The 201-nt window shown below is 74.6% G+C and carries 1 protein-coding gene; it reads left to right on the top strand.

Annotation, left to right across the window (positions count from 1 at the left end):
• Positions 1-201, top strand: a 201-nt coding sequence (locus FJ658_RS14960; RefSeq protein ID WP_141146202.1) for a response regulator transcription factor, incomplete at both ends; no start/stop codon positions are given.

Raw genomic sequence — 201 nt, 5'->3', positions numbered from 1 at the left:
GACCAGGCGCTCATCCGCGGCGGGTTCCGCAGCCTGCTCGAGGCCGAGGAGGGTCTCCTCGTGGTCGGCGAGGCCGCTACCGGCCGCGAGGCGGTCGCGCTCGCCCGGCGCGAGAAGCCCGACGTGCTGCTCATGGACATCCGGATGCCCGACGGCGACGGCCTGTGGGCGACCGAGCGCATCGTGGCGGATCCGGAGCTC

Origin of the sequence: Schumannella sp. 10F1B-5-1 (assembly GCF_006517535.1) — a bacterium.
Taxonomy (GTDB): Bacteria; Actinomycetota; Actinomycetes; order Actinomycetales; family Microbacteriaceae; genus Schumannella.
Note: the sequence above shows the minus strand (reverse complement) of the source record. Positions and strands in the feature narration are given on the sequence as shown.